The 23,429-nt window shown below is 56.7% G+C and carries 24 protein-coding genes; 15 read left to right on the forward strand and 9 right to left on the reverse strand.

Going from position 1 to position 23,429, the window contains the following annotated elements:
• The first annotated feature begins 2 nt into the window (after positions 1-2).
• The gene (selD, locus tag AC2FH6_RS05000) at positions 3-2,162 is read left to right on the forward strand and encodes a selenide, water dikinase SelD (RefSeq protein ID WP_496701465.1); all 2,160 of its coding nucleotides are present in this window, start codon (positions 3-5) and stop codon (positions 2,160-2,162) included.
• On the opposite strand, the gene mnmH is transcribed toward selD, so the two are convergent.
• Positions 2,153-3,205, reverse strand: coding sequence for a tRNA 2-selenouridine(34) synthase MnmH (mnmH, locus tag AC2FH6_RS05005; protein WP_496701466.1), 1,053 nt, complete (start codon positions 3,203-3,205; stop codon positions 2,153-2,155). The two genes, selD and mnmH, sit on opposite strands and share 10 nt — an antisense overlap.
• Positions 3,206-3,249: 44 nt before the next feature.
• Complete coding sequence (locus AC2FH6_RS05010) at positions 3,250-3,915, reverse strand: SOS response-associated peptidase (RefSeq protein WP_496701467.1); 666 nt, start codon at positions 3,913-3,915, stop codon at positions 3,250-3,252.
• A 55-nt stretch (positions 3,916-3,970) separates the two neighbouring features.
• On the opposite strand from AC2FH6_RS05010, the gene AC2FH6_RS05015 reads away from it, so the two are divergent.
• The gene (locus AC2FH6_RS05015; protein WP_496701468.1) at positions 3,971-5,629 is read left to right on the forward strand and encodes a tetratricopeptide repeat-containing sulfotransferase family protein; all 1,659 of its coding nucleotides are present in this window, start codon (positions 3,971-3,973) and stop codon (positions 5,627-5,629) included.
• Between the two features lie 65 nt (positions 5,630-5,694).
• Here AC2FH6_RS05015 and AC2FH6_RS05020 read toward each other — a convergent pair whose 3' ends face one another.
• Positions 5,695-7,272, reverse strand: coding sequence for a bifunctional metallophosphatase/5'-nucleotidase (locus AC2FH6_RS05020; RefSeq protein WP_271948004.1), 1,578 nt, complete (start codon positions 7,270-7,272; stop codon positions 5,695-5,697).
• 107 nt (positions 7,273-7,379) lie between these two features.
• Between AC2FH6_RS05020 and AC2FH6_RS05025 the strand changes: the two genes are divergently transcribed.
• From AC2FH6_RS05025 to arsC, 4 genes are read left to right on the forward strand one after another with little or no spacing between them, the layout of a single operon-like run.
• A complete protein-coding gene (locus AC2FH6_RS05025) occupies positions 7,380-7,718 on the forward strand; it encodes a DUF952 domain-containing protein (RefSeq protein ID WP_496692441.1) in 339 nt (112 codons plus the stop codon).
• Entirely contained in the window at positions 7,715-8,146 is a 432-nt protein-coding gene (locus AC2FH6_RS05030) for a DUF1330 domain-containing protein (protein ID WP_496692442.1), read from the forward strand. Before AC2FH6_RS05025 ends, AC2FH6_RS05030 begins: the two co-directional genes overlap by 4 nt.
• The gene (locus AC2FH6_RS05035; RefSeq protein ID WP_496701470.1) at positions 8,143-9,201 is read left to right on the forward strand and encodes a quinone-dependent dihydroorotate dehydrogenase; all 1,059 of its coding nucleotides are present in this window, start codon (positions 8,143-8,145) and stop codon (positions 9,199-9,201) included. The genes AC2FH6_RS05030 and AC2FH6_RS05035 overlap by 4 nt, the downstream gene beginning before the upstream one ends.
• Positions 9,198-9,539 (forward strand): arsenate reductase (glutaredoxin), encoded by a 342-nt coding sequence (arsC, locus tag AC2FH6_RS05040; protein WP_142632827.1) that lies wholly within the window; start codon positions 9,198-9,200, stop codon positions 9,537-9,539. The genes AC2FH6_RS05035 and arsC overlap by 4 nt, the downstream gene beginning before the upstream one ends.
• Here arsC and AC2FH6_RS05045 read toward each other — a convergent pair.
• The 3 genes from AC2FH6_RS05045 to AC2FH6_RS05055 are packed head-to-tail and all read right to left on the reverse strand — an operon-like array spanning position 9,536 to position 11,796.
• Positions 9,536-10,852 carry an MATE family efflux transporter gene (locus AC2FH6_RS05045; protein ID WP_142632825.1) on the reverse strand — a complete coding sequence of 439 codons (1,317 nt, stop codon included), beginning with the start codon at positions 10,850-10,852 and terminating at the stop codon, positions 9,536-9,538. The genes arsC and AC2FH6_RS05045 overlap by 4 nt on opposite strands.
• Positions 10,853-10,858: 6 nt before the next feature.
• Positions 10,859-11,377, reverse strand: a complete 519-nt coding sequence (locus tag AC2FH6_RS05050) for a PaaI family thioesterase (protein ID WP_271948008.1) — start codon at positions 11,375-11,377, stop codon at positions 10,859-10,861.
• Entirely contained in the window at positions 11,377-11,796 is a 420-nt protein-coding gene (locus tag AC2FH6_RS05055) for a PaaI family thioesterase (protein WP_142632821.1), read from the reverse strand. The genes AC2FH6_RS05050 and AC2FH6_RS05055 overlap by 1 nt, the downstream gene beginning before the upstream one ends.
• Positions 11,797-11,909: 113 nt before the next feature.
• Between AC2FH6_RS05055 and AC2FH6_RS05060 the strand changes: the two genes are divergently transcribed.
• From AC2FH6_RS05060 to AC2FH6_RS05095, 8 genes are all read left to right on the forward strand, one after another.
• Positions 11,910-12,278 carry a MerR family transcriptional regulator gene (locus tag AC2FH6_RS05060; RefSeq protein WP_142632819.1) on the forward strand — a complete coding sequence of 123 codons (369 nt, stop codon included), beginning with the start codon at positions 11,910-11,912 and terminating at the stop codon, positions 12,276-12,278.
• Positions 12,279-12,576: 298 nt separating this feature from the next.
• Positions 12,577-12,978 (forward strand): MerR family transcriptional regulator, encoded by a 402-nt coding sequence (locus tag AC2FH6_RS05065; RefSeq protein WP_142632817.1) that lies wholly within the window; start codon positions 12,577-12,579, stop codon positions 12,976-12,978.
• A 48-nt stretch (positions 12,979-13,026) separates the two neighbouring features.
• The gene (locus AC2FH6_RS05070; protein ID WP_496701472.1) at positions 13,027-14,808 is read left to right on the forward strand and encodes an acyl-CoA dehydrogenase C-terminal domain-containing protein; all 1,782 of its coding nucleotides are present in this window, start codon (positions 13,027-13,029) and stop codon (positions 14,806-14,808) included.
• 51 nt (positions 14,809-14,859) lie between these two features.
• The gene (locus tag AC2FH6_RS05075; RefSeq protein WP_142632813.1) at positions 14,860-15,072 is read left to right on the forward strand and encodes a hypothetical protein; all 213 of its coding nucleotides are present in this window, start codon (positions 14,860-14,862) and stop codon (positions 15,070-15,072) included.
• Positions 15,073-15,151: 79 nt separating this feature from the next.
• A complete protein-coding gene (locus AC2FH6_RS05080) occupies positions 15,152-15,790 on the forward strand; it encodes a glutathione S-transferase family protein (protein WP_142632811.1) in 639 nt (212 codons plus the stop codon).
• A 10-nt stretch (positions 15,791-15,800) separates the two neighbouring features.
• Positions 15,801-17,012, forward strand: a complete 1,212-nt coding sequence (locus AC2FH6_RS05085; RefSeq protein WP_142632809.1) for an acetyl-CoA C-acetyltransferase — start codon at positions 15,801-15,803, stop codon at positions 17,010-17,012.
• Entirely contained in the window at positions 17,012-17,500 is a 489-nt protein-coding gene (locus AC2FH6_RS05090) for a cupin domain-containing protein (RefSeq protein WP_142632807.1), read from the forward strand. Before AC2FH6_RS05085 ends, AC2FH6_RS05090 begins: the two co-directional genes overlap by 1 nt.
• Positions 17,493-19,694 carry a 3-hydroxyacyl-CoA dehydrogenase NAD-binding domain-containing protein gene (locus AC2FH6_RS05095; protein WP_496701474.1) on the forward strand — a complete coding sequence of 734 codons (2,202 nt, stop codon included), beginning with the start codon at positions 17,493-17,495 and terminating at the stop codon, positions 19,692-19,694. The genes AC2FH6_RS05090 and AC2FH6_RS05095 overlap by 8 nt, the downstream gene beginning before the upstream one ends.
• Before the next feature lie 67 nt (positions 19,695-19,761).
• On the opposite strand, the gene AC2FH6_RS05100 is transcribed toward AC2FH6_RS05095, so the two are convergent.
• The 3 genes from AC2FH6_RS05100 to AC2FH6_RS05110 all read right to left on the reverse strand — a co-directional run bounded on the left by AC2FH6_RS05100 (position 19,762) and on the right by AC2FH6_RS05110 (position 22,257).
• Positions 19,762-20,490, reverse strand: coding sequence for a Hint domain-containing protein (locus AC2FH6_RS05100; protein WP_496701476.1), 729 nt, complete (start codon positions 20,488-20,490; stop codon positions 19,762-19,764).
• A gap of 187 nt (positions 20,491-20,677) precedes the next feature.
• Positions 20,678-21,325: a sulfotransferase family 2 domain-containing protein gene (locus AC2FH6_RS05105; protein WP_496701477.1), complete on the reverse strand. Its 648-nt coding sequence runs from the start codon at positions 21,323-21,325 to the stop codon at positions 20,678-20,680.
• On the reverse strand, positions 21,322-22,257 hold the full coding sequence (locus AC2FH6_RS05110; RefSeq protein WP_142632801.1) for a DMT family transporter: 936 nt from the start codon (positions 22,255-22,257) through the stop codon (positions 21,322-21,324). The genes AC2FH6_RS05105 and AC2FH6_RS05110 overlap by 4 nt, the downstream gene beginning before the upstream one ends.
• Before the next feature lie 152 nt (positions 22,258-22,409).
• Here AC2FH6_RS05110 and AC2FH6_RS05115 point away from each other — a divergent pair, with 152 nt between their 5' ends.
• A complete protein-coding gene (locus AC2FH6_RS05115; protein ID WP_281994364.1) occupies positions 22,410-23,423 on the forward strand; it encodes a hypothetical protein in 1,014 nt (337 codons plus the stop codon).
• The last annotated feature ends 6 nt before the right edge of the window (positions 23,424-23,429 follow it).

Consider the following 23,429-nt stretch of genomic DNA (forward strand, 5'->3'; position numbering starts at 1 on the left):
CTATGCATAGACCTCCGTTACCCCTGACCCGCGATCTGGTTCTTATCGGCGGCGGTCATACGCACGCGCTGGTGTTGCGAAAATGGGGGATGAACCCTCTGCCTGGCGCGCGCCTGACGGTCATCAACCCCGCGCCTTCAGCCCCCTATTCAGGGATGCTGCCCGGTTTCGTTGCCGGTCATTATCGCCGGGGTGACCTGGATATTGATCTGGTGCGCCTGGCTCGCTTTGCGGGGGCACGGGTGATATTGGGTGCCGTCGAAGGGTTAGACCCTGACCGGCAAGAGGTACATGTGCCCGGCCGACCGCCCGTCGCCTATGATGTAACCTCGGTTAATGTTGGCATTACATCCGACATGCCGGCCCTACCTGGATTTTCCGACCATGCGGTCCCCGCAAAACCGTTAGGGTCTTTTGCCGCCAGGTGGGCCGAGTACCAATCTGGTGCAGGCGCCGCCTCGGTCGCCGTGATCGGCGGTGGTGTTGCCGGGGTCGAGTTGATCATGGCGATGGCGCACGCTTTGCGTTCCGCAAACCGCAGCGCCCGATTGACCCTGATCGACAATGCTCGGGCCCTGACCGCGATTGGCGCAAAGGCGGCCTCGATCATTCGCAATGCGATGGCTGAGCTGGGCATCGACGTGATCGAACAGGCCGCCATCGTTGAAATTCATGCGGATCACATCCGGTTGGAGGACGGGCGCCAGATTGCGGCTGAATTCGTGACGGGGGCGGCGGGGGCCAAACCCTATGGTTGGATGGCGCAGTCCGGGCTGGATCTTCACGATGGCTATATCACGGTGAATAGCCGGCTGCAGTCCAGCAATCCTTTTGTGTTCGCAGCCGGCGATTGTGCCCATCTGTCAGAAAACCCCAGACCAAAAGCAGGTGTCTATGCCGTCCGAGAAGCCCCGGTTCTTTACGACAATCTTCGGGCCTCGCTGGGTGCCGGAAAGATGCGCCCCTATCATCCGCAAAAAGATTACCTCAAGCTGATATCGCTGGGTGGGAAATCCGCATTGGCCGAGCGATTGGGAACCTCGCTCAGTGGTCCGTTGATGTGGAAATGGAAGAACCATATCGACCAGAATTTCATGAATAAGTTCCGGAATCTGCCCCAGATGAAAGCAGCGGAGTTGCCCCGCGACCACGCTTTGGGCGTGCCCGAAGTCCTGGGTGAAAAGCCCATGTGCGGTGGGTGCGGCGCAAAGATTGGGCGTCGCGCTTTGCGCAGTGTTCTGTCTGATTTACCGCTCCCCGATCGGCAAGACGTAATACCGCTTTCAGGTGACGATGCGGCTTTGCTTCTCACCGGCGGCGCGCGGCAGGTGATGACCTCGGACCATTTGCGCAGCTTTACCAATGATCCGGTTTTGATGACACGGATCACGGCCATTCACGCATTAGGTGATATCTGGGCGATGGGTGCGGCACCGCAGGCCGCCACCGCGACGATTATTCTGCCTCGGATGTCACCCGCACTGCAACAACGTACCATGTCAGAAATCATGGCCACCGCTAGTGACGTCATCCGCGCAACCGGGGCCGAAATCGTCGGAGGCCACAGTTCGATGGGGGATGAGATGACCATCGGGTTCACTCTTACCGGCCTGTGCGAAAACGACCCGATCATCTTGTCCGGGGCCCGCAAGGGCGACGCTTTGATCCTGACCAAGCCGATTGGCAGCGGCGTGATCATGGCCGCCGAAATGGCCGGTTTGGCCAATGGCATCTGGGTCGCAGAGGCGTTCCGCCACATGGTTCAGCCGCAAGGCGAAGCTGCGCGCATTCTGTTCAGTGCCCATGCGATGACCGATGTGACCGGGTTTGGTCTGGCAGGGCATCTGCAAGGTATTTGCGGTGCCTCGGACTGCGGTGCGGTAATTGCTCTGGATGCGGTTCCCGTGATGGCCGGGGCTGTGGAGCTTAGCGCAAGCGGTGTTCGGTCCACGATCTTCGAAGACAACCGCGCCATTGCGCCTGAACTCGCCAACGGACCTAAGGCTGATCTTCTTTTCGACCCTCAAACCGCCGGAGGGCTATTGGCCGCTGTCCAAGCCGATGACGCGCCAGGCCTGTGTGCAGACCTACATGCGGCTGGATATCCGGCAGCAATCATCGGCATGATCGACGATACGCCGGGTTTAAAACTTCAGAGCTGATCCAGGACCTGTTCGACCCGCACAGCGACCTCTTTCAGACCGGTACTTGCCAGCGAGGGCACCTGGATCGAGGCTACAATTTCGGCGCTGTGTACGCGCGCCGACTTGGCATAAGCCGGGTCGTAATGCTGTTCCATAAGTGACCGTGTAAGGGCCAACTTGTTATCCCCATCAATCAGCGCAAACCACCCATCCACCACCTCATGCCCACGGTGAGACCTCAGCGGCGACAGGAGATCTTTCAACCGCTCGGCATCGCTGAGGACATCGTCATATGCCGAGACCAGATATTCCGCGCGCGCTTCTATCGGGGCATCAATCTGAATGCGCACGGCCGCACACATGGCGGACCAAAGCCTCGGCGGCAGGATCAAAGAGCCGATTTTGGACGATTCCGCTTCGACTACGACGGGACGGGTGGGGTCAAAACCACAAAGTTCTGCGGCCAGCGCGGATTCGAATGCCTTTTGACTGGGTTGTCCGCCCGGCATTGCCCCCAGCAACGACCCCCGGTGATTGGCAAGCCCTTCGAGATCCAGAACCTGGACACCACGTTCCTGAAGGTGTGTAAGCAGCTCGGTCTTTGCTGTGCCCGTATACCCATCCAGGAGGACGAATTGAAACGGCAACGGATCGTCATACAGATACCGGCTCACCAAGCGGCGATAAGCCCGATAGCCGCCCTCGACAACCTCGGCCCTCCAGCCAATCTGTTGTAGCATCCAGGTAAACGAACCAGATCTCTGCCCACCGCGCCAGCAGTATACAAGGGGTTTCCACCCCCCTTCGTGATGGGACAGGCTATGTTCAATGTGGTTGGCCGCATTCCTGAAAACCAGAGCCGCCCCCAGCTTGCGGGCCAGAAACGGGCTTTCCTGGACATAAATCGTCCCGACGCGCGCCCGTTCGTCGTTATCCAGAACTGGCAGGTTGATAGACCCGGGCAAATGATCCTCGGCAAATTCAGCCGGGCTGCGCACGTCTATGGTTGTGTCGAACTCATGCGCGTATAACTGCTGAAGGCTGGTGATTTTCAGAACCATGTCAACGATCTAACCCGCGTCGAACCGGATGGAAAGGCACGGTGTCAACCTGCGATGGGATCGACAAGCGTCGGTCCACTGGCCCGATTGGAATTGACGCCCGGATCGACACGATGAAAGCCAAGAAGATCTTCCTGCCCCGGAGACAGCAGCCGCGCAGCCCCTTTGCCCATTTCACCCAACCATAACGGCCAGTTTTCGGGTTCAACAATCAGGGGCATGCGGTGATGAATTCTGCCCAGATTGCGGTTCGCTGGTGTCGTAACGATAGCGCATGTTCCCTTCTGGTCGCCCTCGGGTCCCCAATCTTGCCATACCCCGCCAAAAGCAATCGGGGCCCCGTCTTTTCTGAAAATATACCAGGGCAGCCGGTCTCCGCTCTCGGTTTTGGTCCATTCATAAAACCCGCTGGCAACGATCAGACATCTGCGTTCTCTGCAGGCCGCCCTGAAAGCCGGTTTTTCAGCTAGCGTTTCGGCGCGGGCATTGATCAACAATGGCCCAGCAGTTTTGGACTTGTACCAGTGTGGTAAAAACCCCCAACGCAAGGCATCCAACTGACGCCCGGTTTCGCCTGCCCTGACCACATGCACCTGACATGTCGGGCAAACGTTGAAATTCGGGACAACAGGCAGAGCATTGGCCGGGCGCGCAGAAAACAACTGGGCCATGGCATCATTTGGAAGGGTTATTGCAAACCGTCCGCACATAGGTAATGAACTTTCAACAATCGTTTTCTACAGGCACAGGTTCTCACGGGGTCATATGCAAAATCAAACGGCGAAAACCTTAAAAGTCAAAGCTGTCGCAGCGCTGGAAGAAGGCAAATTCCAGGCTGCGCTGAAAAAGGCTCAACTTGGCGTAAAAAAGTTTCCGACCGACTCGGATTTTCATGCCATTTCCGGTTTTGTTCTGACCGAGATGAAACAGTATAAAAGGTCGATCCCGCATTTTGTCGAAGCCGCGCGGATGAAACCTGACGATCCGCAATTCGTCGAAAACCTCGCCAATGCTCTTATGCAAACCGGCCAGATGGCCAAAGCCTTGGAATATGCCGAACTCAAGGCCGAAAAATTCCCAGCCAGCAAGGAACTGAACCGGGTCATTGATGAGATTACGCTGAAAGGACAGAATTGGCGCCTGATCATTGATCACGTGACCAAAAAACTTCAAAGCGACCCTGAAAATGTCAGCCTGTTGTCGACTCGTGCCCGCGCCTATGGCCGCATCGGTTATATCGAGCACAACTCACGCGATATAACCAAGGCGTATGAATTGGCACCGGACAACGAAAAGATAGCCTTTCAAAAAGCCGTAAATCTGCACCAGAGTGGCGACAAAAAGGGATGCGCCAATATTCTGCAGGGCATCTACGCCAAAGAACCTTTCCATGTTGCCACCCTTCTTCAGCTTTCGACAATGTCCAGCAAAGAGGACGCCCCGAAACTGATGCAGGCGGTAGAAGCAGCGATATCCGAAAGCGTACACGAGCTGTCGGAACTGGAATTTGCCAAGGCCCACCTGATCCAAAAAGCCGATAGCCTTGGCGCAGCACTGCCGCAATTTGCACGTGCCAATGCCATCCAACACAATGTCAAACCCTATGATTTAGAGGCGGAAGAACAGAAGTTCGAACGTATCACTGGCCTGTTCCCTGTAGGGGGAAGAGTTCCTTGGTCCGAACAAACCGATCAGCCGGTTCCGATCTTCGTTCTGGGCCAGCCGCGCTCTGGCACAACGCTCATGGAAATGATGCTGAGCTCAGCGCCAGACATTGCTGGCTGCGGCGAACTGACGGTTGGGGCCGATCTTTCGCGCGACTACGCACAACATCGCAAGACCTTCGATTCCACTGCCGCAGCGAAATATGCCAAAGAGTTCCGAGAGTTGATGCCGCCGATCCCCGATGGCTCAACCGCTTTTGTTGACAAGATGCCCCACAATTTTCAGCGGGTCGGCTTCCTGTTGTCAGCATTCCCAAACGCCAAGATAATAAACATGCTGCGTGATCCGCGCGATGTCGGTCTTTCGAAATGGATCCGCCGGTTCCCTGCGGGGGGCATGAACTATGCCTCGAATCTTGAGACCATTGCCCATTCTGCCAACCTGTATCGTCGCTATATGGCGCATTGGGAAGCTGTTTTTGGCGACAAGATCCTGACCGTTCCATATGAAAAGCTTGTCGCGGACCCCGAAACCTATAGCAAGCAGGTCGCCGCTTTCTGCGACCTCGAATGGACCGAGACGATGATGCATCCGGAAGAGAATACCAAACAGGTCCGGACTGCCAGTATCGACCAGGTTCGCAACAAAATCTCAACCAAATCCATTGGGGGATGGCGATCTGTGTCGGAACATATCCAGCCCATGCTTGCGGGTTTTGATACAGGGCTTTGGCCGGAATACGACATTGATCAAGGCTGAAGGTTAGCTGAATGAAATAGGGCCGCATCCCAAGGTGCGGCCCTTTTCGTTTCGCTCTGGTCGCCTTACTTTTGCTTGATGCGACCGTCCAGATAAGGCTGGTAAGGCGCGTTTTCGGCTAGGTATTCCGCCGTGACATCCGCCAGATCCGGGCCAAAGTCATAGGCATTTTTATCGTCGCCTTCGAACATACTGTACCCGTCACCGCCATTTCTGACGTAGTTATTGGTAACGACAAGATAAGTCGCCGCCGGATCAATCGGGGTAAGCCCATCGCCGTTGGATACCATGACCTCTGATACGCGCCCTTCGTTTGGTGCCACCGATGCGTCCCAAACAAAGGTCAGACCGGCAACCTGCGGAAAGCGGCCCTTGACCTCTTCTACCTGGCTCACGCCGTTTTCAAGCGCGTCAACGATGCCTTGTCCGCTGATCTCAAAGGTTGAAAGCGTATTCTGGAACGGCAGCACGGTCAGAACTTCACCCATGGTCACATCGCCAGGGTCAATCGAAGCACGCAAGCCGCCAGAGTTCGCAATCGCGATATGAACGCCCTGATCAGCAACCCGCGCAAGCATGGCATCAGCGACCAAATTGCCCATCTGACATTCCTGAACACGACAGATCGAACGGTCACCCTCAATCGCCTCAGACGTGCTGGCCACGACCTTATTGCGGATTTCGTCCAAAGGAGCGGCCAGTTCTGCGATACGGTCCAGCGAGGCCTGATCTTCGGCCACGTTGTTGTCCATGATCAGCGGCTCGCCAGCCGCCGCGACAACATTTCCGTCGTCATCAAAAGTGACATTCAGCTCGCCCAGGAATTTGCCATAGGCATAGGCCTGAATGATCTGCACGCCATCGACCACTGTCGGATAGGGGCCAACAGCCTTGTCAGAAACGTTGGACAAATATGTATTGGAATGCCCACCTACGATTACGTCAACGCCGGTCGTTTCCTGTGCAACACGCTGGTCGACAGCATATCCCGAATGGCTGAGAACGATGATCTTGTTCACGCCTTCCGCGGTTAGCTTGTCCACTTCGGCCTGAACCGCGGGAACCGGGTCCGAGAATGTGATGTTCGGGCCAGGAGAGGCCAGTTCATGCGTGTCTTCCGGCGTCAGGCCAACAAGGCCGACTTTTTCTCCGCCGACTTCGATCACTGTAGACTTTTTGATCTTGCCACTCAGCAATTCTTCGCCTGAAAAATCCGCGTTCGACATCAGCACCGGGAAATCAACCGTGTCGATAAAGCCGCGCAGGACTTCCGGGCCATCATCGAATTCGTGGTTGCCCACGGTCATAGCGTTATAGCCCAGTTTGTTCATGAACTCGGCCGCGACCTTGCCCTTGTAATAGGTATAGAACAACGAGCCCTGAAATTGATCGCCGCCATCTACCAGGATCGAGTTTTCGGCACGCCCGCGGGCTTCTTCCACTGCTGTTACGAGACGGGCAGATCCGCCAAAACACTTGCCTTCGGCGTTGTCATCTGAACTACAGCCGCTGTCATATTTGTTGATCGGCTCGATACGCGAATGAAAGTCGTTGGTGTGCAGAATGGTCAGTTTATATTCGGCGGCGGCCATTCCTGCAGTCAAACCCAGCACAGCAGCCGAGGCTAGGAAACGGGTGAACATATTTTAACTCCCTTTGTTAATTGCCAAGATGTTGCGCCGCCTTCAGCAAAGAGTCAAAGGGGGAAATCCGGCTTGAATCTAGCCGCAGCGCGGGGCATGACCGTTCTATGCTGATTTACAAGATTTTCCGCGCCAACGAATGGACAGCGCTGCAGACCGATGGCGCCACGGATGGTGCTCCGATTGATGTTTCGGACGGTTTTGTCCACTTTTCGACAGCTGAACAAGCTGCGGAAACCGCTGCCAAGCATTTTGCCGGCGCCGAAGGTTTGACGCTGTTGGCCTGCGATGCTGACGCGATGGGCGAGGAACTGAAGTGGGAGGTTTCGCGCGGGGGCGCTCTGTTTCCGCATCTCTACCGTCAGATCCGCATGACCGACATAGCTTGGTCCTGCCCCCTGCCCTTTGACGGCAACGCGCATCGCTTCCCGGACGACATGAAATGACGGAATATATCGACCCGGATCGCGCCCAGTTCGAAGCCTTCAAGGTGCTGGATCGTGACCACCCGATCGAGATGCTGAACCTGGTGAGGTTCCGCAGCCGGGCCGAATATCCATCGGGGCACGAACTGGCCAAAAGCGGTCTGTCGGGCGCTCAGGCTTATCGAAATTATGGGATCGAAACCGGGCCGATCATTGCCCGCCTTGGGGCAAAGATCATTTGGCGCGGCGCGTTTCAGACTACGTTGATTGGCCCAAAGGATGAGCTATGGGACGCGGTATTTATCGCGCGTTACCCATCGGCCCATGCCTTTCTGGAAATGATATCCGACCCTGATTACAAACAGGCGGTCGTGCATCGTCAGGCTGCGGTGAAGACCTCTCGCCTGATCCGGTGCGCGCCGACCGAAGGCGGAGAAATGTTTGGATGAAACTGACTGAAAAGCTGGGGCTGGCTGCCCTGCACCGGCTGGATCCGGAAACCGCACATACCCTGTCGATCAAGGCCCTGAAAGCGGGGCTTACGCCTGCGCCGGGGCCGGTCACCTCGCCGCGTTTGCGGACCAAAATCGCCGGGCTGGATCTGCCCAATCCGGTTGGTCTGGCCGCAGGGTTCGACAAGAACGGAGAGGTTCTTGGCCCCCTGTCTCGCGCCGGGTTTGGGTTCATCGAAGTCGGTGCCGTTACTCCACGCCCGCAGCCCGGCAATCCCAGGCCGCGCCTATTCCGCCTGACCGAAGACCAGGCTGCCATCAACCGCTTTGGCTTTAACAACGAAGGGATGGAGGCCATGGCCCGTCGTCTGGCGGCGCGCCCCAGGGATGCGGTGATCGGACTGAACCTTGGTGCGAACAAAGACAGCGATGATCGACCCGGCGACTTTGCCAAGGTACTGGCCCATTGTGGGGCGCATCTGGATTTCGCTACGGTCAACGTGTCATCTCCGAACACTGAAAAGCTGCGGGATTTGCAAGGCAAAGCGGCGCTGAGCGCTCTGTTGAGCGGCGTGATCGAAACCCGAAACACCCTAATGCGCCCTCTACCAGTATTCCTCAAGATCGCCCCCGATCTGACCGAGGATGAGCTGCGGGATATCGCCGAAGTGGCCCATGAATCGGGCGTTGATGCGGTCATCGCCTCGAACACCACTTTGTCGCGCGATGGGTTGCGCAGCGCACACAGAGACGAAGCAGGCGGCCTGTCCGGCGCACCTTTGTTCGAAAAATCCACCCGCGTTCTTGCCCGGTTTAGCCATTTGACCGACGGTCAGATTCCGTTGATCGGTGTTGGTGGCATCAGCACAGCAGAACAGGCCTATGCCAAGATATGCGCCGGTGCTTCGGCCGTGCAATTCTACACAGCGATGGTTTTCGGTGGTATCTCACTTGCGGCGGAAATCGCGCGAGGTTTGGATGACTTGCTGGCGCGCGACGGTTTTGAAACCGTTGCGCAGGCCGTTGGAAGCAAAAGACAGGACTGGATATGATCGAATACTGGCACAATCCCAGATGCTCTAAGTCTCGCGCAGGGCTCGCTTTGCTTGAGGAAAACGGAGCGCAGGTCGAAATTCGCAAATACCTTGAGGATACGCCCTCGGCAGACGAAATCCGGGCCGTACTTACACGCCTTGATATCCCCGCCATCGACCTGATGCGGACTAGCGAAAAGCTGTTCAAGGAACTGGGCCTAACCAAGAATACCGCTCAGGATGACCTGATCACAGCAATGGCGGCCCATCCGATTTTGATCGAGCGTCCGCTTGCAATCAAAGGGGACAACGCAGCCATTGGTCGCCCTACTGAATCCCTTCTGGACCTTCTTTAAGCGACCAAAGCCTCAAGCTTGGGGTATCGCCATCCCAGCGTGCAGGCACGCGCGATATTCAAGATCATCAGCGCGGCCCAAAGGCCGTGATTGCCGAGCGCAGGCACCAATATGAACAGGGCCAAAACATAAATCGCAACCGAATGGATCATCGCATTGCGCATTGCGCGCGTCCAGGTCGCGCCTATGTAGATGCCGTCAAACATCCAGCTTGCCACACCGATCACCGGCGCCAGCGCCGCCCAGACCAGATACTCGCGTGCGGCTAGTCGCACCTCAGGTGCAGTTGACATCAGGTCGATCAAAGCTGGCCCGGCCAGATAGAAAACCGCACCAAGTACAAATGCACCCCCTACCCCCCATTGCGAAGCCATGGCCGCGGCTCGGCGCACCTGATGCCGATCCCGCGCGCCAATGGCGCCGCCGACCAGTGCTTCGGCGGAAAAGGCGAACCCATCCAGTGCAAAGGCGGTAATTTCGAGAAACTGCAGCAAGACCTGATTGGCTGCCAGATTAACATCCCCCAGATCCGACCCAACGAAGAGGAAAGTGGTAAAGGCGCCAGTCAGCAGTACCGAACGGACCATGATGTCGCCATTCACCTGCATCATCCGGCGCAGGCGCGTGGGATCGAAGATCCGCGGCCAGTCGCGCCATTGATTCCCAGTAAAGGCACTGCGGCACAGCCAGAGGCCCAGTGCCAGCCCGCTCCACTCGGCGATGAGAGTCGCGATGGCCACCCCCTCGACGCCCCAACCCAGACCAAGCACAAACCACAGATCCAGCAGAATATTCAGCCCGTTCATCCAGACCTGCAGGACAAAGACCCCACGCGTACGTTCAATCGCAATCAACCAGCCAGTGATGGCGAACAGCGCAATCGTTGCCGGCGCACCCCAGATGCGTATCCGCAGATAGTCGCGGGTCAGCGCCTCAACCTCGGGGCTGGCGGGGGAAAGGGCAAAAGCCCCTTTGAACAAAAGGACCTGGGCCAATATGAAAACCATACCTGCCGCACTGCCCAGCAATATGCCCCGCATCAGCAGCGCACCGGTTTCGGCAGTGTCACCCGCCCCGCGCGCCTGCGCCGCCAGGCCGGTGGTCCCCATCCTCAGAAAGCCGAATATCCAGTAGATCGAGGCCAGAATCACGGCCCCCATCCCAACAGCCCCAATCGGCGCAGCCAGACCCATCTGCCCGACTACGCCAGTATCCACGGCCCCAAGGATCGGAACCGTGGCATTCGACAGCACGATGGGCGCTGCAATTTTAAGCACGCGCCTGTGCGTGATGGGTGCCGAGGCGTCTTGCATGGAAATCTACTCAGCTTTCGATTTGGACTGCGGCATCAGAAAATGCCCGCTGGCCTGTGCGAAAGGACGCTGATGATTGTCCTGCCACGCTTCGACACGAACCGACGCATACCGGCGCCCTAATCGGCGAACAAAGGCACGCGCATAGGCATCCCGTGGCAAGCCCGATCGCAGGTAATCAACGGTAAAATCGACTGTTTTTGGAAACATGATGGTTTCATCTTGAAAGACCGTGCTGGCATCCAATTCGCCGTTTTCGATCCGGGGAAAGAAATACTCCCAACTCAGGGTGATAACCGCGGTTACTTCCAGAAAGGCAGCCGTCACACCACCATGAAGCGCCGGAAGCATCGGGTTTCCGATCAGCTTTTGGTCAAAGTTCAGTACCCCGGTCAACTCATTTCCCCGCCGGTCAAATTCGATTCCGAGAAACTGAATATATGGAACACCATCCACGATTGCCTTCAGTGCTGCATCGCGACGCTGTTCGATAAGCTGCATGGCTTCGGGCCGAGGTCGTGACATCATCGGCTCTCCACTGTGAATGAACCGGTGGCGGTTGCCACGGGCAGGTCCTTGTCCTCATCCATCGCAGTTGCGCGGACAAAGGCCACGTTTCTGGTGATATGATAACAGACAGCATGTGTCGTAATGCTCTGCCCTGGCGTCGCCGGGCGCATGTAGTCTATCCGCAGATCTATTGTCGCGGTGGCGCCGGGCGAAGAAGGATGGCACATGACCGCGGAACCGCAGCAGGTGTCAAGCAGGGCAAAAACCGCCCCGCCATGGATCACACCCGTGCGTGGATCACCGATCAGTTCGGCCTTGTAGGGCATCGAAATCTCGGCCTCGCCATTACCCATTTTGGTGAGTGTCAAACCCAAAGCTTTGGCATGCGGAATGGCCTCAATAAACTGTCGTGCTATAGCAGCTTTGTCGACCATCTACTTGTGTCCTCTCTGTTTCTCCCTTTATGAGCGTCAGGCTAGCAAAAGAGCAAGCCCGCCTGTTGCGCTTGAACTCGCCACGTCCTACGCTGTTTCGAAGGAGACCAGGAATGCCCGACAACCGTTTGTCATTCAAAGAGATGTGCGCCGAGTTTGACGTGACTCCACGTACCCTGCGCTACTATGAATATATCGAACTTCTGCAGCCTGACCGCGAAGGCCGAACTCGCTTTTACGGGCCTAGGGAATGCGCTCGGATGACGCTGATCATGCGGGGACGGAAATACGGATTTCCACTGGAAGATATCCGCCAGTGGCTGCTGATCTACGAAGATCAGGGGAATCAGGCACAGATGAAGGCCTTCATCGAAATGGCCGAACATCAGCTTGTCGAACTGAACAATCAGAAAAAACAGTTGGATGAAGCCATAGATGCCTTGGAACAAATGCGTGACCAGACCGCGAAATTGTTAGACTAGGCATTGCTGCCCAGTTGATCGCGTTTACTATCGGATTTGCCAAAGCCAAAAACAGACCCTTCCTGGGCTCTTTTACCCTTTCAGCATGCTTTCTCGTGTTTGGAAAATTGCATCTGGAAGGTGATCTGACGTGACGTCCTGAAATTCCCTGCAGTAGAAACCTTGACGCGAACGGAAGTTACGTCAACTTATTTGTGACGCAGCGTTCGCGTTACGTGAACGGCATCTACGTGCTGTAAGACGCGCATCGACTGCGCAAATCAGCTTAACGAAGGCCAGTTACAAGAGTGCAGAAACCATGACCGAAGATCTGATGACCATTCGTGAAATGTGCGAGACCTATGATGTCACGCCGCGCACATTACGTTTTTACGAGGCAAAGGAACTTTTGTTTCCGATCCGCGAAGGGCAGAAACGACTGTTCACCAAAAGCGACCGGGCGCGTCTCAAGCTGATCCTGCGAGGCAAACGCTTTGGCTTCAGCCTGGAAGAAATTCGCCAGCTTCTTGATTTGTATCACGTAGGTGATCAGCAGGTTACACAGATGACCCGCACCTATGAGATCGCGTGCGAGCGGCTTGCCGATATGGAATCCCGGCGTGAAGAGCTGACCCAGGCCATTGACGATCTAAAAGAACAGTTGAGATGGGGCGAGAAAGTGATCGCCTCGATCAAGAGCGACAAAAAGGCCGCAGAATAACCCCGGCGGCACCCACCCACCGGACAAGCGAAACTAAGGAAGTTCCCAATGCCCGTATACAATGCACCAACCAAAGACATGCAGTTCGTATTGCACGAAGTGCTCAATGTATCGGGATCGGACATCCCGGGTTATAGCGAGCTTGAACCTGATTTTACCGGCGCTGTTCTAGAAGAAGCCGGTAAGGTGGCGACAAATGTTCTGCACCCGCTGAATACAATCGGTGATACCGAAGGATGTCGTTTGGAAAACGGTGTGGTATATACCCCTACTGGCTTTAAAGACGCATTCGGTCAGATGAAGGAAGGCGGCTGGACCGGCCTGGACATGCCCGAAGAATTCGGCGGCCAGAACATGCCTTATGTCATCGGCTCTGCCGTGGCCGAGATGTTTTCCGCCTCGAACCAGGCGTTCACCATGTATCAAGGTCTGACCCACGGCGCAGCCTCGGCCATTCTGGCGCACGGCACCCAAGAGCAGAAAGAAACCTATCTGCCGAACATGGTTAGCTGCGATTGGACCGGCACCATGAACCTGACCGAACCGCATTGCGGCACCGACCTGGGTCTGATGCGCACCAAGGCTGAACCGCAGGCGGATGGCACCTACAAGATTTCCGGTCAGAAGATCTTTATCTCGGCTGGTGAACACGACATGGCCGACAACATCATTCACCTGGTGCTGGCCAAGATCGTGGGCGGCCCCGAAGGCATCAAGGGTGTATCCCTGTTCATCGTTCCTAAATTCATGGTGAACGAAGATGGCAGCCTGGGTGAACGCAACGGCGTATCGGTCGGCAACATCGAAGAAAAGATGGGCATCCACGGCAACTCGACCTGCGTCATGAACTATGACGAGGCAACCGGCTATCTTTTGGGCGAAGAGCATAAAGGCATGCGCGCGATGTTCACCATGATGAACGAAGCCCGTATGGGTGTAGCCATGCAGGGTCTGTCCCAGGCCGACGCGGCCTATCAGAACGCGGTGGAATACGCCAAAGACCGCCTGCAAGGCCGCGATGTGACCGGTGCGAAAAACCCGGACGGTCCAGCCGATCCGCTGATCGTGCATCCCGACATCCGCCGCAGCCTGATGGATCAGAAAAGCTTTACCGAGGGTGCCCGTGCCTTTGTTCTGTGGGGAGCGACCATGATCGACAAGGCCCACCGCTCTGGTGACGATGACGCCGATGGCCTGATCTCACTGCTGACGCCGGTCCTCAAAGGGTTCCTGACCGACGAAGGCTATGACATGACGGTCAAGGCCCAGCAAGTCTATGGCGGCCACGGCTACATCGAAGAATGGGGCATGTCGCAATATACCCGCGACGCCCGGATCGCGATGATCTACGAAGGCGCAAACGGCGTTCAGGCGCTTGACCTTGTGGGCCGTAAACTTGCCCAGGATGGCGGCAAACACGTCATGGCGTTTTTCGAAATGGTCAAAAACTTCTGCAAGGAAAACGCAGGTCAGAACGAAGCCTATGATACGGCGTTTATCGAACCGCTGAAAGCGGCCTCCAAGGATCTGCAGGCCGCTGCCATGTACTTTATGCAAAGCGGCACCAAGAACCCCAACCATGCGCTGGCTGGGTCGAATGACTTCATGCACATGTTCGGTCATGTCTGCCTGGGCCTGATGTGGGCACAGATGGCAAAAGCCTCTTATGCCGCACTTGAAGCCGGGACTTCGGACACCGAGTTCTACGAGACAAAGATTACCACCGGCCAGTTCTACATGGCGCGTCGCTTGCCAGCCACCGGTCTTCATCTGACACGCATCCAGAGCGGTGCGGATACTGTCATGGGCCTGGACGCGGCAAGCTTCTGATCTCTGACCGGCCCCAGACCATCTTGGGGCCGGCCATTCGAAAGGCTCGATATGCCAAAACGATTTCGCCTAACACGCCGTTTCCCGGTCGCCATGACCGAAGACGGCTATCGCAAACTCAGAGGGTTCGCGCGCGAGGCTGGTCTGGACGAAGGTGAGGCACTGTCATTCCTGTTCGAGAACTTCAACAGTGTCATCGACGAAGAGAGCCTGACGCACCGTTTGCGTATCTTCAATTCCGAACTTGAAGAGCGCAAACGATAAGAAAACAGACCCGCCCAAAAAAGGGCGGGCTACATGATACAGCACATCGCACTGACTCATGTGCCAAGGGAGGCAAATGATGACCATCAAACTGCATTGTTTCGGCGTCAGCGGAAACTCGTACAAGGCGGCGCTGGCTCTGGAGTTATCAGGGTTAGAATGGGAAGCCGTCGAAGTCGACTTCTTCAAAGGAGTGACACGCACTCCCGAATTTCGTGCCACTGTCAACGAAATGGGTGAAGCGCCCGTCATGATTGATGGCGACTTTCGCACCAGTCAGTCCGGGGCCATTCAGACTTATATAACTGAAAAGACAGGTATGTTCGGAGGAAAGACGCAGGAAGAGAAATACGAGGTACTGCGCTGGGTGCTGTGGGACAATCACAAACTCAGCTCGATGGCAGGCCTGACCCGTTTTTTGATCAACTTTCTGCCGGAAGAACATCGCAACCCAGACGTGATCGCATTCAACCAGGGTCGTCTGAAGGCTGCGTATCAAGTCCTGGATGCACATCTGAACGGTCGCGACTGGATCGTTGGGGACGGCGTAACCAATGCTGATCTCAGCTGCTGTGGCTATCTCTACTATCCTGAACCCTTCGGCTTTGACCGCACCGAATGGCCAAATATCGACGCCTGGCTGACACGCTTGTCCCAGCAGCCTGGCTGGAAACACCCCTACGACCTGATGCCCGGCTCTGTGCCGGATCGAGCTTAAGGAGAAAACTATGACCGACGCATATATCTATGACGCCCTGCGTACTCCGCGCGGCAAAGGCCGCAAGGATGGCAGCCTGCACGAGCTGACTTCGGCGCGCCTGTCCTCGCTGACATTGAACGCCGTAAAAGAGCGGAACAATCTAGAGGGCCACGCAGTAGAGGACGTCATCTGGGGCAACGTAACCCAGGTTATGGAACAGGGCGGCTGTCTGGCACGAACCGCAGTGCTGGGTTCTGATCTGGATGAATCGATCCCCGGGCTGGCGATCAACCGGTTCTGCGCCTCGGGCATGGAAGCTGTGAACCTGGCTGCCAACCAGGTCAAAGGCGGCGCAGGCGACGCCTATATTGCAGGCGGGGTCGAGATGATGGGCCGTGTTCCGATGGGCAGCGATGGCGCTGCGATTGCGGCTGACCCTTCACTGGCGATGAACACCTATTTCGTTCCGCAGGGTATCTCGGCTGATATCATTGCGACCGAATACGGGTTCACACGCGATCAGGCTGATGCGCTAGCGATGGAATCGCAGCGCCGTGCAAAAGCTGCGTGGGACGACAACCGGTTCTCGAAATCGGTCATAACCGTTAAGGATCAGAACGGCCTGACCATTCTGGACCATGATGAATACATGCGCCCCGGCACGGACATGCAAAGCCTGGGTGGCTTGAACCCCGCATTCCAGATGATGGGCGAGCAAATGCCCGGCTTCGACAACGTCGCAAAGCTGAAATACCCGCATCTGGAAAAGATCAATCATATCCACCACGCGGGTAACAGCTCGGGCATCGTGGATGGTGCGGCGGCAGTTCTGATCGGCAACAAGGAATTCGGCGAGAAGTACGGCCTGAAGCCGCGCGCACGCATCAAGGCCACGGCCAAGATCGGCACCGACCCCACCATTATGCTGACCGGTCCGGTTCCGGTGACCGAGAAAATCCTCGCCGACAACGGCATGAAAATCAGCGATCTCGACCTGTTCGAAGTGAACGAAGCCTTTGCCTCGGTTGTTCTGCGCTTCCAGCAGGCATTCGATGTCGATCCGGCTTTGGTCAACGTCAATGGCGGCTCGATCGCAATGGGCCACCCGCTGGGCGCGACCGGAGCGATGATCATCGGCACCCTGCTGGATGAGCTTGAACGTCAGGACAAGGAAACCGGGCTGGCCACGCTTTGCATCGCATCCGGCATGGGTGCAGCAACGATCATCGAGCGCGTCTGATGCCAAAGCTGGATCTCTCTCAGATTCCGTTTCAGGGCGGCTCGGCCTATCCGGGCAAGCTGGCCGAGGCGACCGCAGGCCGTTTTGTTCAGCGCCTCGGTGATGCGGGCGGGCTGACCCAGTACGGGGTCAACATCGTACGGCTTGAACCGCAAGGCATGTCCTCGCTGCGCCACTACCATATGGAGCAGGACGAGTTTGCAATCATGCTAAGCGGCACCTGTACGCTGATCGACGACGATGGCGAGCATGAAATGCAGCCCGGCGATTGCGCCGCATGGCCCGCAGGTGAAGCCAACGGCCATCACCTTGTGAACAACACCGATGCGCCTGCGACCTTTCTGGTGGTGGGCACACGGACCCCGAACGAGACCGGCTATTACAGCGACTTAGACATGATGGTGAAGGATGATGAGAACGGATTCTCCTTCACCCGGAAAGATGGCAGCCCGCTAACGGCTGACCAGATTGGAGATGACAATGACTGATTTCACTCTGAGCAAAGACGCGGACGGCGTCGCCATTATCACCTGGGACGTCCTAGGAAAGTCCATGAACGTGATGTCTTTTGACGGCTTCGCACAGTTGAGCGATTGCATCGATCAGGCACTTGCCGATGACGAGATCAAAGGCATCGTTATCACCAGCGGGAAAGAAGGTTCGTTCGCCGGTGGCATGGACCTGAACCTGCTTGCGGTGATGAAAGAACAGGCGGGCGACAACCCCGCCAAGGGCCTGTTCGAAGGCACCATGAATATGCACGGCGTGCTGCGCAAGATCGAGCTGGCGGGCATGGACCCCAAGACCAAGAAAGGCGGCAAGCCGATTGCAACCGCCCTGCCCGGTACAGCCGCAGGCATTGGCATGGAACTACCGCTGTCGACGCACCGCATCTTTGCAGCCGAGAACCCAAAGGCGAAATACGGCCTGCCTGAAATCATGGTTGGCATCTTCCCCGGCGCTGGTGGCACCACCCGTATGGTCCGCAAGGTCGGTGCGATTGCAGCCGCTCCGCTGTTGCTGGAAGGCAAGATGCTGGACGTCAAAAAGGCGAAAAGTGCAGGCTACATCGATGAGATCGCCGAGGATCCAGTTGCCGCAGCAAAAGATTGGGTGCTGAACGCCAAAGATGCGGACATTGTGAAGCCTTGGGATGCCAAGGGTTACAAAATGCCCGGTGGCGCGCCTTACCACCCTGCTGGTTTCATGAATTTCGTCGGCGCCTCGGCTATGGTGAATAGCAAAACCCAGGGTGCGTTCCCTGCCGCCAAGGCGTTGCTAAGCGCTGTTTACGAAGGTGCACTGGTTGATTTCGACACCGCGCTGAAGATCGAAGCCCGTTGGTTCACCTCCGTTCTGATGAACCCGTCTTCGGGTGCCATGATCCGATCACTGTTCCTGAACAAGGAAGCCTTGGAAAAAGGCGCCGTGCGTCCTGCGGGCGTACCGGATCAGTCAGTCAAGAAGATCGGTGTTCTGGGCGCTGGCATGATGGGTGCGGGTATCGCACTTGTATCGGCGCAGGCCGGTATGGAAGTTGTTCTGGTCGACCGCGATCAGGAAGCAGCAGACAAAGGCAAAGCCTATACCGAGACGTACCTGGACAAAGGTATGAAGCGCGGCAAGGTTACGGCTGAAAAGAAAGAGGCCATGCTGGGCCGCATCACCGCGACCCCTGACCTTGATCATCTGAAGGGCTGTGACCTGATCATCGAAGCCGTCTTCGAAGACATGGGCGTCAAGGCCGAGATGACCAAAAAGGTCGAGGCGATCATTCCCGAGGACTGCATCTTTGCCTCGAACACCTCGACCCTGCCGATCAGCGACCTGGCCAAAGCTTCGGTGCGTGCGGATCAGTTCATCGGCATCCACTTCTTCTCGCCCGTCGAGAAGATGTTCTTGGTCGAGATCATCAAAGGCAAGGAAACCGGTGATCGCGCAGTGGCCAAGGCGCTGGACTATGTGCGCCAGATCCGCAAGACGCCGATCGTGGTCAACGATGCCCGCTTCTTCTACGCCAACCGCTGCATCATTCCCTACATCAATGAAGGTGCCCGGATGGTGACCGAAGGCGTCAGCCCGGTTCTGATCGACAACGCGGCACGCCAGTTGGGCTTCCCTGTCGGGCCTATCCAGCTGACTGATGAGACCTCGATTGATCTGGGTGCCAAGATCGCACGCGCGACCAAGGCCGCGATGGGCAACGAATATCCTGAAAGCCCGTCCGATAATCTGATCTTCTGGATGGAAGAACAGGGCCGTCTGGGCCGCAAGGCAAACGCGGGCTTCTTCGACTATGACGAAAAAGGCAAGCGCGTCGAATATTGGAAGGGTCTGCAGGACAAGTATCCGCTGGCAGAGGATCAGCCCGACCTGATCGAAGTGCAGGAACGCCTGATGTTCGCTCAGGTTCTGGAGGCCGTCCGCGCATTGGAAGAAGGCGTTCTGGAAGACATCCGCGAGGGTGACGTCGGCGCAATCTTGGGCTGGGGCTTTGCACCTTGGTCAGGTGGCCCACTGAGCTGGCTGGACATCATCGGCACCCCTTATGCGGCCGAGCGCTGCGATCAGTTGACCGCACAATATGGGGAACGGTTTACCTGCCCGCCGCTGCTGCGTGAGATGGCAGATAAAGGCCAAAGCTTCTACGGGCGTTTCAACCCCGAAGCCAAGGCTGCCTAAACAGTTGGTGCTGGCGTAAGAGACCTTACGCCAGCACCCTGCTTGTCGTGTTTGGTTGGTCTGCCGTTCAGATCACTGGGAGAGGCCGGCCCGGACGACCCGGGCGACGCGCGCCCCTGCTGGGTCTCAAAGGGACAACTTGTTCCAGTGAGATGGGTGCAGGCAGCGCACCCAACGGGTTGGCAAGGGCTGTCACGCGGCCCTCGGTTCGTATATCTTCGACCAATTCCGCCGCTGTTTCGCTTTCGGCAATTTGATAGCCCGCACTTGCGCCGCTGTGGCCGCCGAAACGCCCTGACGGGCAGAAGGCGCGCATGCCGCCTTCCATATAGACCACTTCATCCTCGTCAAAGAACAGTGCACTGACATCGAATGATGATGCCGGGACGTCCGACTTGATGCGGAACAAACCGCTCAACTTTCGTGCTGCCACGACAGTCAGATCTGCGGTGCCATGCTCCAATGCTATACCCTGTTCAGGCATGATCCAAATCGTACCTGGGCTGTCGACGGCACTTGGGGGTACGCGGACTGGCAAATACTCGATCCGACTTTCTTCAGTAGGAATCGAAATCGTATCGACAGAAATGCGCCTTACTGCCTTAAAGCCGTTCTCGACTGTCCGGATCAGATCACCAGGCTGAATGTCTTCAATCGGCGTCCAGCCGTCGACGGTTGCAACCCTGGTCCCGTGGATCAAGCCGCCACGGCGCGCGTTCAGTTCTACTCTGGTTTCGAATTGTGTCCGGCTTTCCGGAACATCTGAAATACCCATGTCACTCACTACTTCAAACACGTGCCTCCCCCCCTGCTGGCACCAAAAACAATAGATATTCATTAGCATCCAAACCGATCACACGTCCAAATTTTGACACATTTGAGCCTGATTTGGGTCCCAAACCCCGTTGGATAACGCTAAAAACGGAACAACGATCTGTAATCGCCCGGTATTAAGTCCGGCAGGGAAACTATATTTCTGTCATCTAATCAAAAGAGTATTCGAATCTGTCTATATCTTCAGCGCAAGCCTCGGCGACGGCCTCTTGTGATGCGGCTGAATAATAGCTGCGGTAATCTTTCGCCCGCTCTGATCGATTCAGATGCGGCAGCGTGATCCGGAACCCCAAATGGTCGAACAGAGGCTCTGCGTCTTGATCAAACGCTTCGAGTCTGATGAAATACTGGCACTGCTCGATACCATCGGCTCGCGTCACGTAGTGCCGCGCCGGATGCTGACGGAGCGATTGTTGCGTCGCAGGGTGGCAGACAAATCCTTCAAACGAATGGGCGCGGGCCAGCGCGATTGCGGGGTGATCAAAGCCTTGCACCTTGAGCCAGTGATAATAGCTGACAAGCCGATCCCAGGGATTTCGGACCAGAGTAAAGACTGTCATCCCCGAAAAGTCATCCGGTGAAAGAACACCTTCGATATCGGCGAGGGTTGAATGTTTCCAAAGGCGGCCACGCGCCGATAGCTGTTTGATCCGCCTATTGCGTTTCTTTGCCTTGGGCGTATCTCCCAGCAAAATATCATCCTTCATCGCGCGCTGTTCCAAAGCCAGCGACAAAGATGTCCCTCCAGTTTTGGGAATGTGGACAAAGATATAAGAGCGACCGCGCGAAATGATCACGATGCGGCCTCTGTAGCGGCGGGACGCGTGGACCGCCAGGCCAGCAGAACTCCGGCCGTTGCGATCAGGCATATGCCGAGGATCTGCAGAACACCGATATTCTGCCCAAAGACCCTCCAAGCGAACAAGGGTCCAAATATCATCACCGAATATTCAAACACCGCCACATAAGAGGTCTCACCGATCTGATAGGATTTGATCAGCATGAATACCGCAATCGTCGACCCTATTGCCTGAACTATAATCCAAGGAATTGCCGGTCCCATTTGCCAGACCCAGCCACGGGTGACGAAGCCCTCCGGCCCAGCGACCGGAACCCCCGGAAACAAGGATAACACGATCAGCCCTACCGCTCCGGCCACTCCCAAGGTTGTCACCATAGCCGCCAGCAATGCCGTCGTGCTTTCCTGCGCGCAGTGGCTTCGGGTGATGACTGAACTGAACGCGTAGAACAGCCCTCCGGCGACCGGCAACAGCGTTTTTGCATCAAACTCGCCGGGATTCGGCTGCAACACGCACAAAATCCCGGCAAACCCTACTGCAACGGCCAGAATACGCCATGGGCCTATCCGTTGCTTCATGGCGACGGTTGTAATCAACAGCACAAAGATCGGCGACGTGAACAAACCCGCCAACGCCTGCGCAATCGGCATCAGCGCAAGCGAGGCAAAATAGAACAACATGGCCAATGTGATGAGAACACTACGCAGGATCACGGGGCCAAGCCTAATCGGGCGCAAGCGGCCCAGCCCAAGCAGTGACAGGCCCATTATCAGCGGTAGCATGAGCAGTGCCCGGCTGAAATGGAACTGCCACAGACCGATCGTTTCGGCCACCAAGATGACCACATTATCAATCACGCCGATGATTGCCATAGCACTGACCATCAGCACCGAGGCCAAAACCGGTGAAGTCTGGGTGTCCGCCTGCATCATTTTCCCCGCGGCATGATGGAGAGCGGTAACAGAATATTCCGCTCGTCTAGGTATCCAGCACATTTCCTGAACATCGCGCAACAGGTTTGCGCCGGTTGAATTTAGCGTGTTAAGCTGGCTCCAATTAAGAACGAGCAGACATCACCCCGATGACGGCACTGAAACAGTTCCAGCGGATCGAAGCCACCGGTCTGTGGCGCCCCTCGCCCGATGTTCAGCGGCGCGAGGTTGTTGTGTCGATTGGCGAAGCGACGCTGACGATATCGGATTTCAACGACCGGGCACTGACGCATTGGTCGCTGGCCGCGTTAGAGCGCCAGAACCCCGGTGTTTTCCCTGCAATTTACCACCCGGATGGCGACCCGCAAGAGACGTTGGAACTGGCCCAATCCGAAACCACGATGATCGAAGCCATTGACCGTCTGCAGCGTGCCATCGACCGGTCACGCCCCCACCCCGGGCGTTTGCGGTGGTTCAGCGTGGCCGGGGTTGTGGCTGCTGTGGCCGCGCTCATGCTGTTGTGGTTACCGTCAGCATTACAAAACCATGTCGTATCCGTCGTTCCCGAAATCAAACGTATCGACATCGGCGATACAATCCTGAGGCGCATCGAAAGAGTGTCAGGCCGCGCCTGCGTGTCCGAGGGCACTCAGGAAGCACTGGATCATCTGGCGGCAAGAACGGGCGTGCGCTCAATCGTTATCCTACCAGCCGGAGTACAGACCAGCCTGACCCTGCCGGGTGGAATTGTCCTGTTGAACCGATCTCTGGTCGAAGATCACGAGGACCCCTCGGTCGTGGCCGGGTACATCCTTGCGGAACGTGCACGTGTGCAGGCACAGGACCCACTGGATGATCTGCTGGACCGGACCGGCATCAGATCTGCGTTCCGCCTGCTGACAACCGGTGAGCTGACACCTCAGATTGTCGACAGTTATACCGAAGAAGTTCTATCAGAACCCCGTCCGGCTGTACCAGACGAGAACCTGCTGGAAATTTTTGCCGAGGCAGCTTTGCCCTCAGTCCCCTTTGCTTATGCGACGGACGTCACAGGTGAAACCGTGCTGGGCCTGATCGAGGCTGACCCGATGGCGGGTCAGCCCCTGCAGCAGATTCTGCCAGATCGCGAATGGGTCCGGCTGCAGAATATATGCGGCGGATAAGCCCGC

The sequence above is a fragment of the Ruegeria sp. CDSC045 genome, assembly GCF_059610725.1.